Below are 7,802 nucleotides of genomic sequence, written 5' to 3'. Positions count from 1 at the left end.
CGCGCTAAGTTTTGCTTCATTCGATCTTGTTTGGCGAGCTTTTGTCTCTCTTCACCGCGGGCCATATCTTTGACGACATCATACAATTCATAAATAGCAGGATAATCTTGAGCAAAGTCGATGCGTTGATCGCCTTGGACATAATCCATAATGCAATACACTCGGATCACGATTTCAGATAAATCACATTGCTCATGAATACCGGCCATACATAAGGTATTCACATTTTCAAAGATGTTGGCGTTACGCTTTTCAATTGCTCTTTGTTGCTGAATTTCAATCAGTTGCTTTTGCTTTTTAATTTTGATCAACAAAAAACCAGCATAACTGGCTAAAGCAACAATAATGATGGCTCCAACAATGGCTAACAATACGATCGGCATAAAATTCCTTCCGCTAAACGCCCTACTCACTCAATAAAGTGGCAGGGCTATTCGTTTATTTAAAATCGTTTAAATCTAAATCTTCAAATTGTGATAGTAGATCATCATCTGAAGCAGGTTTCTTCGATTTCTTAGAGACAGGTTTTTCATCCACAGCCTGTTCTTCAGGCTCAGATTCTACCATGTCATCTTCATCAAAAATGCCAAGTTGCTTCATTAATGCTTCTAAACGATCTAATTTTTGATCGACATAATTCTGCAAGCCTGCCCCCAACTTCTCACCGTTGTCTAGGCGGTCGATCAACACATTTAGTTGAGGATCGTTTTGGATCGCTTCAAGCTCTTGCTCGGCATTAAGCTTACGCTGCTGCTTCGACGGTTTTGCTTTCGCTTCCACAACCAAAGGAATCGGTTTCTTACTACCATGGCGAGGATCTTTAGAACCGCCTTGACTACGTTGGTTGTGCGCACCCGAACCATCTGAATGACGGCTACCAGTTTTTAAGCCTTTACGCTTGTTGAGACGCTTACGTAAACGACCTTCTACATCCGATTCAGAGCGATTACGCGTTACAATCACTTCTTCAGAACCGGTTGATCCTGGCTTTCTAGATTTTTTCGTACGAGACATTCTTTTTTCCTATTTTAAGGCCGAAATTTATTACTCAGCCTTTTTCAGTAACATGACATCATTACCGATAAATTCAAGTTGCAGCTGGTCACGATTGGCTAAGAACTCAAAGGTTTCTCGGCTAAAAAACACTACATGAGTCGGGTCATGTCGATAATGCCAACTGGCAAATGCATCTACATCTTTCACTAACTTGGTCATGACGCCAAGCCAGCCACCCGGCTTTAACATATCCAGCCATTGCTGCCACACTAGGTTGGGAGTAAAGAGGTGTTCGATAACTTCAGTTGCGGTAACGAAGTCATATTGTTGATGTAGAGCCTGTTTATTAGGGTAATAGTAAAGATCATACAACGCCACTTGATGCCCTTTTTCTTCTAGCATCATCGCTAACGCCGGGCCCGGTCCACAGCCAAAGTCTAAGCCTTGAGATTGCGGAGCGATACGTTGTAATAATGGGTCTTCCATACGCGATAAAAAGCGACGGTAGCCCTGATCTTGAGGGTCATTTTCATGCAAATCATACACCGCTTTTTCAGCTTCAGCATCCACACGCTGCTCTGGGTTTACAAACACCAAAACACACTGCTGGCATTGTAAATACTGGCGACGATTATCCTGATAATAGATATTGGTTTGGCTACTTTGGCACAATGGACAGGTATACATAAAATAACCCCTTAGATTAAGGATGCGCAACATACCAGAAATGGCGGTTAGAGTGGAGTTTTATTAAGCAATTTCGCGAAAGATTTTTTGTTAGAAAAGCAAAACCCTCAACAAATTCACACTTGTTGAGGGTCTGATAATCTATATTGTAAAACTATACTCAAAGTAACTGAAGTTGCAGTGAGGTGGTAAGGGAATGAGGCCCCATGAACATAGTTTTCTTATGTGATTGAGGCGAATAAACATCGCCAACACAGCTATAGTTTTAAGTACGAAGGGTATAGAGCTTAATGCAAACCGCCGATGTACTTAGACAAAATATCAATGTCCTCATCGCTTAGATTTTTAGTGACATCTTGCATCATGCCATTTAAATCATTACTACGATCAGCGGAGCGGAATTTTTCTAGCTGAGCTTTAATGTATTCAGCATGTTGACCTGAAATTTTCGGGAAGCCGCCTAATTCCATACCATGTCCACGAGGTCCATGACATGCAACACAAGCAGTAATGCCTTTTTCAGCATCACCGGCAAAGTAAAGTGCTTTGCCTTTTTCTACTACATTTTCAGGGGTTGAACCTTCGGTTTGAGGTAATGAGGCGTAATAAGCAGAAAGATCTGAAATATCTTCATCTGTTAGTGGCATCGCCATCGCGCTCATCACAGGGTCATAACGACCTTGTTTGCCACCGCTGCTCATGCCTAATTTAAGGTCATGCATCTGCTTTTCTAAATATTTAACATGTTGGCCTGCTAGCTTAGGGTATTGAGTCACGACGCTATTACCATCAGCACCATGACAAGCCGCACAAGTGGTAGATTTTTCCTTCCCTGCTTCAATATCACCTTGTGCCCACACAGAGCAGCTGGCAACTAAACTAATAATGAATACTAATTTTTTCATGACATTCCATTTATAATTATTCAGCTTCCACTACCACGATGCATAAGCGTTCATGGTACACTATGTCTAACGGTTACTTGGGGATACTTATTTTAGTCTTGCCCAGACAAGTAAACCAATTGTACACAATTATACATAAAAGCAATCATTCCTCTACAAAAGTGGAGATGGAGTTAACAAATATGGAAAAAATCCATTATCAAAATACCCACTTTATTACGAGTGCCCCTGATATTCGCCATCTTCCTGAAGACGAAGGCATTGAAGTTGCTTTTGCAGGTCGTTCTAATGCTGGGAAATCCAGCGCATTAAATCGATTGACCAATCAGAAAAACCTCGCGAAAACCAGTAAAACACCGGGTCGAACTCAGTTAATAAACTTGTTTAAAGTGACAGAAAATTGTCACATTGTCGATCTACCTGGTTATGGCTTTGCCCAAGTACCAATTGAAATGAAAAAGAAGTGGCAGAAATCACTCGGTGAGTATTTACAAAAACGCGAATGCTTAAAAGGTCTCGTGGTGTTGATGGATATTCGTCACCCGATGAAAGATCTCGATCAGCAGTTAATTTACTGGGCGGTAGAAGTGAATATTCCGGTTCAAGTTCTACTGACTAAAGCCGATAAACTGAAACAAGGCCCACGTAAAGCGCAACTATTGAAGATTCGTGAAGCATCGATGGCTTTCTGTGGTGACGTGCAAGTCGATGTGTTCTCTTCTTTGAAAGGGATTGGCGTCGATCAGCTACGTAACAAACTCGACTCATGGTTCGCCCCAGCCTTAATGAGCGAAGAGATGATGGAACAACTGCATCGTGAAGAGTTGGCAGCAGAATTTGCCGCTGAAGATGAGGTCATCATTACTAACCCTGAAATTCAGGATGATGTCAGTAAAAACTAATACCGATTAGCTGAAAAACTTTGGCTGCTTTTTTATATCTGATGGGCCCGTAAAAAATGAAGCGTAAACTTCAGATAAAAGAAATCCCCAAAGGCATGGCAGCCTTTGGGGAAAATGGGAGAGAAATGGAGGTTTTCTAATTGTAGTGTCCCCAAGTAACTTAGGTATATTGAGCATTGACCAAGAACCTAAAAAACACAAGATTACCTCCTTTCCCGATTCTGAGCCCTAAAAACCATCCGGCTAAATACACTCATCAATCCGCTCATTTTCAATCAAATTACAAAAATTTCCGACGTAATTCACAATCTTGTTTTCATTGGTAAATTAAATACACGATAGAAGCAATAACTGGTGATTTGTTCTGTTGTTTTACTACAAAATGAATTTTGCTCTGTAATTAGGAAATTTAGAGGTTACTCAGCAGAATATTATTGAGGAAAAATAAAAATAAATGCAGAAATTTAAATTGAAGAGGGTGATTTAATTCGCTTTTCTTTCAGTTGGTTAGTTAATTTTACTTTTACTTCTCTACAAGAAAAAACGCCCCAGTCAAAAACTGACTGGGGCGGCTGAAACAGCCTAATCCAATAACGTGAAACAAAAGGTCTAAAAGATAGAACATCTTACCTCTGTACCCTACGACTATTAATTTACCGGAAATGATACTCAGATCAAGCTTTTTCTGTACTAAATTTTCATATTTTTTATGAAAATTACCAATTCACAAACAAAATCAAAACTTTATTTCGAATAAAAAAAAGCCACATAGTGAGGTGGCTCATAAAAATAGATGTAAATAAAACAACAAATTCTTAGTGGGCTTGATCCCAGTTGTCTCCATGACCAAATTCTGCCACTAATGGCACATTCAGCTCAGTAGCAGACTCCATAAGCTGCTGTATTTTTATTTCAATACGTGCTAATTCGCTTTCTTTCACTTCAAACACCAATTCATCGTGTACTTGCATCAAGAGTTTCACATCGCCATTGCCTTCGGCTTGGATCCACTGATCGACAATCAACATGGCTTTCTTAATGATGTCTGCCGCTGTACCTTGCATTGGCGCATTGATTGCCGCACGTTCAGCACCTTTACGACGCATACCGTTGCTCGATTTAATTTCTGGTAGATGTAAACGACGACCAAATAAAGTCTCAACATAACCCTGTTCTGTTGCTTTTGAGCGTGTATCTTCCATATATTGCATTACGCCAGGATAGCGCTCAAAGTACACATCCATATACTGTTGCGCTTCACCACGAGGAATACCTAGTTGCTTAGCAAGACCAAAGGCACTCATGCCATAAATCAAACCAAAGTTAACCGCTTTAGCGCGACGACGCTGTTCAGACGTGACTTGTTCAATGTTGCATCCCATCACCTCAGCGGCAGTCGCGGAGTGAATATCTTTACCTTGAGCAAACGCCTCTAATAACGCTTTATCTCCGGATAAGTGCGCCATGATACGTAATTCAATTTGTGAGTAGTCGACCGCTAAAATTTTCCAACCATGTGGCGCAACAAACGCTTGGCGAATGCGGCGACCTTCTTCATTACGAATTGGAATATTTTGTAAGTTTGGATCGGTTGATGATAAACGCCCGGTCGCGGTAACCGCTTGATGATATGAAGTATGCACTCGGCCCGTTTGCGGGTTGATCATCTTCGGAAGTTTATCGGTGTAGGTTGATTTCAACTTAGCTAAACCACGGTTTTCTAAAATCAGCTTAGGTAACGGATAGTCTAATGCTAGCTCTTGCAGTACTTCTTCATTGGTTGATGGTGCGCCAGAGGCAGTCTTCTTCACCACAGGCAAGCCCATTTTTTCAAATAGAATCGCTTGTAATTGCTTTGGTGAGTTAAGGTTGAATTCTTGCTCAGCCAACTCAAACGCCTTGGCTTTTAGCTCCTCAAGACGTGCTTCTAATTCTTTGGATTGAGCATTCAGTAGCATGTCATCAATCATCACGCCGGTACGTTCAATACGTGAGATCACGGGTACTAGAGGTACTTCAATATCTTGATAGATAGATTTCAAACCGGCATCTTGCTCTAAAGCAGCTTGTAAACGGTTATGCAAACGTAATGTCACATCGGCATCTTCCGCCGCATAAGGACCAGCTTCTTCAATATCTAGTTGGTTGAAGGTCAGTTGCTTTTTGCCTTTACCTGCCAGTGATTCAAAAGAAATGCAGTTATGTTGTAGGAAGCGGAACGCTAGACTATCCATATCATGTTTGCCACCCACGCTGTTAAACACGTAAGACGCTAACATGGTGTCAAAGCGAATGCCTTTCATCTCGATATCGTAACGTGCGAGTACGCTAGCATCGTATTTAAGGTTCTGGCCGACTTTGGCTTGTGAATCATCTTCGAGAATCGGTTTCAGTTGCTCAAGAACCCAATTACGATCCAGTTGTGCTGGCGCATCAAGGTAATCATGGGCAACGGGTACATAAGCCGCTTCGCCTTCGGAAACTGCAAATGACAAACCAATCAAGTTGGCTTCCATGTAGTTCAAGCTGTCGGTTTCAGTATCAAAAGCAAATACATCCGAAGCTTTCAATTTATCTAACCAAGCAAGGAAAGTCTCTTGATCAAAAATGATTTCATATTGGCTGCGATCAATATTGGCAGGACTCATATCGACTTCAAGCGCATCGGCGGTGGTCGCAGATTTAGTGGCACTTTGACTCGCGCCGCCGTGTTGTTCTGCTTTGACTTGTGCTAGTCCATCAACTGCTGCAATGTTACCGTCGCCGCCTTCAAGTAACTCGTTTAACCAAGATTTAAAGGTCAGCTCGCCAAATAGCTTCATCAGCTCATCTTTATTTGGTTCAGCTTTGCAAAGATCTTGTGGCTGACAATCGAGATCCACATCCAACTTGATGGTGGCTAGCAAATAAGAAAGATCCGCATTTTCTTTATTCTCAAGCAACTTCTTCGCCATGGTTTTCGAACCGCGGAAAGAAAGATCAGCGATCTTATCTAAATTTTGATAAATGGTTTCTAGACTTCCTAGACCTTGCAACAAAGCGACCGCGGTTTTATCACCGACACCCGGTACGCCCGGAATGTTATCGACTTTATCGCCCATCAACGCGAGATAATCGATGATAAGTTCAGGTGGTAAGCCAAACTTTTCAATGACGCCTTCTCTATCCATCACCACATTAGTCATGGTGTTGATCAGCGTGACATTATCATCCACCAGCTGAGCCATATCTTTATCGCCAGTGCTGATTAATACCGGCATGCCTTGCTTAGAAGCTTGTGAAGACAAAGTACCAATCACATCATCAGCCTCAACACCCGGCACACAAATCAGTGGCAACCCCATCGCACGAATAATATTGTGTAAAGGCTCAATTTGATCGCGTAACTCTTGCTGCATCGACGGACGGTTGGCTTTATATTCAGAGTACATATCATCGCGGAAGGTTTTACCTTTAGCATCAAAAACCACCGCAATTCGCTCAGAAGAAAACTGCTTCATCATACTACGTAGCATGTTAACCACGCCGTACACCGCATTGGTTTGAATGTTACCGTTATTCATACTTTCAGGATAAGCGTGAAAGGCGCGATATAAATAAGAAGATCCATCAATAAGAATCAAAGAGTTGTCAGCGATTGTTGCCATAGTGTCTAGTACCCAAGCTGATGAGAAACATACGATCCGCCTAGAATGCCACGTCTGACTAAATGAATCTATTGATATGTCGTAAGCACAACTTAATCATCTGTGGATAACTTTGTTGTTAACTTTTTAAATGAAATTTCACAAAAATCAACATTATTAATAAAAAATAATATTATTCAAATATAAACAACAACTTATATAGAAACCACTCATGATAGGATAAAAAGAATCGCAAGGATCTTTTGTGGAAAACAATTAATCACAATGGATCCTATGTTAATTGACAATAATAACGATAGGTAAAATAGGATCACTAAACCATAGGCAAAAAGAAAGCGACACCGAATGGGCGTCGCTTAGCAAAAAGTGGCTAGATGTAATACTTGATGCACCTACCACGAAAGCTTAAATACACTGGAAGCAATGTGAGCAATGTCGTGTCTTCAAAAAGCCAAGAATCTCATGCTGTTGCGTTTGATTCTCTTTTTCCCTTCGACGTGGTTAATAATAATCATTCTCATTAAATGATCAACCCCTAAATGAGAAAAAATATCATTTAATTTAAAGTAATTTCGAAGGATAATCTCAAGTGATTGATATTGCTTGAAGTTTAAGATCGTTGCTCGGATAATAAAAATGGTTTCTAGGTGCGAGTTGCTAGTTTC

General features: G+C 41.0%; 6 protein-coding genes. 1 reads left to right on the top strand and 5 read right to left on the bottom strand.

The window, feature by feature from the left end:
* The 4 genes from ACN0T8_RS05075 to ACN0T8_RS05060 all read right to left on the bottom strand — a co-directional run.
* The coding region (locus ACN0T8_RS05075; protein ID WP_417879575.1) for a DUF2489 domain-containing protein at positions 1-383 on the bottom strand (383 nt) is incomplete at its 3' end.
* Positions 384-438: 55 nt separating this feature from the next.
* Positions 439-1,014 (bottom strand): Der GTPase-activating protein YihI, encoded by a 576-nt coding sequence (yihI, locus tag ACN0T8_RS05070; protein WP_417879574.1) that lies wholly within the window; start codon positions 1,012-1,014, stop codon positions 439-441.
* A 30-nt stretch (positions 1,015-1,044) separates the two neighbouring features.
* Positions 1,045-1,683, bottom strand: a complete 639-nt coding sequence (locus tag ACN0T8_RS05065) for a class I SAM-dependent methyltransferase (RefSeq protein WP_417879573.1) — start codon at positions 1,681-1,683, stop codon at positions 1,045-1,047.
* Between the two features lie 287 nt (positions 1,684-1,970).
* Positions 1,971-2,588: a c-type cytochrome gene (locus ACN0T8_RS05060; protein WP_417879572.1), complete on the bottom strand. Its 618-nt coding sequence runs from the start codon at positions 2,586-2,588 to the stop codon at positions 1,971-1,973.
* Positions 2,589-2,770: 182 nt separating this feature from the next.
* Here ACN0T8_RS05060 and yihA point away from each other — a divergent pair, with 182 nt between their 5' ends.
* Complete coding sequence (yihA, locus tag ACN0T8_RS05055; RefSeq protein WP_417879571.1) at positions 2,771-3,490, top strand: ribosome biogenesis GTP-binding protein YihA/YsxC; 720 nt, start codon at positions 2,771-2,773, stop codon at positions 3,488-3,490.
* A gap of 815 nt (positions 3,491-4,305) precedes the next feature.
* Here the strand turns inward: yihA and polA are convergent.
* A complete protein-coding gene (gene polA, locus ACN0T8_RS05050) occupies positions 4,306-7,137 on the bottom strand; it encodes a DNA polymerase I (protein ID WP_417879570.1) in 2,832 nt (943 codons plus the stop codon).
* Positions 7,138-7,802 lie beyond the last annotated feature (665 nt).

This window comes from Vibrio sp. (assembly GCF_048266485.1).
In the GTDB taxonomy this organism is placed as follows: Bacteria; Pseudomonadota; Gammaproteobacteria; order Enterobacterales; family Vibrionaceae; genus Vibrio.
The sequence above is the reverse complement of the archived record's forward strand: the minus strand, read 5'-3'. Positions and strand labels throughout refer to the sequence as shown.

What these genes read in the sequence shown, in the direction of transcription:
- ACN0T8_RS05060 (WP_417879572.1), bottom strand. Translation starts at nt 2,588, where the DNA reads ATGAAAAAATTAGTATTCATTATTAGTTTAGTTGCCAGCTGCTCTGTG.
- polA (WP_417879570.1), bottom strand. Translation starts at nt 7,137, where the DNA reads ATGGCAACAATCGCTGACAACTCTTTGATTCTTATTGATGGATCTTCT.
- yihI (WP_417879574.1), bottom strand. Translation starts at nt 1,014, where the DNA reads ATGTCTCGTACGAAAAAATCTAGAAAGCCAGGATCAACCGGTTCTGAA.
- yihA (WP_417879571.1), top strand. Translation starts at nt 2,771, where the DNA reads ATGGAAAAAATCCATTATCAAAATACCCACTTTATTACGAGTGCCCCT.
- ACN0T8_RS05065 (WP_417879573.1), bottom strand. Translation starts at nt 1,683, where the DNA reads ATGTATACCTGTCCATTGTGCCAAAGTAGCCAAACCAATATCTATTAT.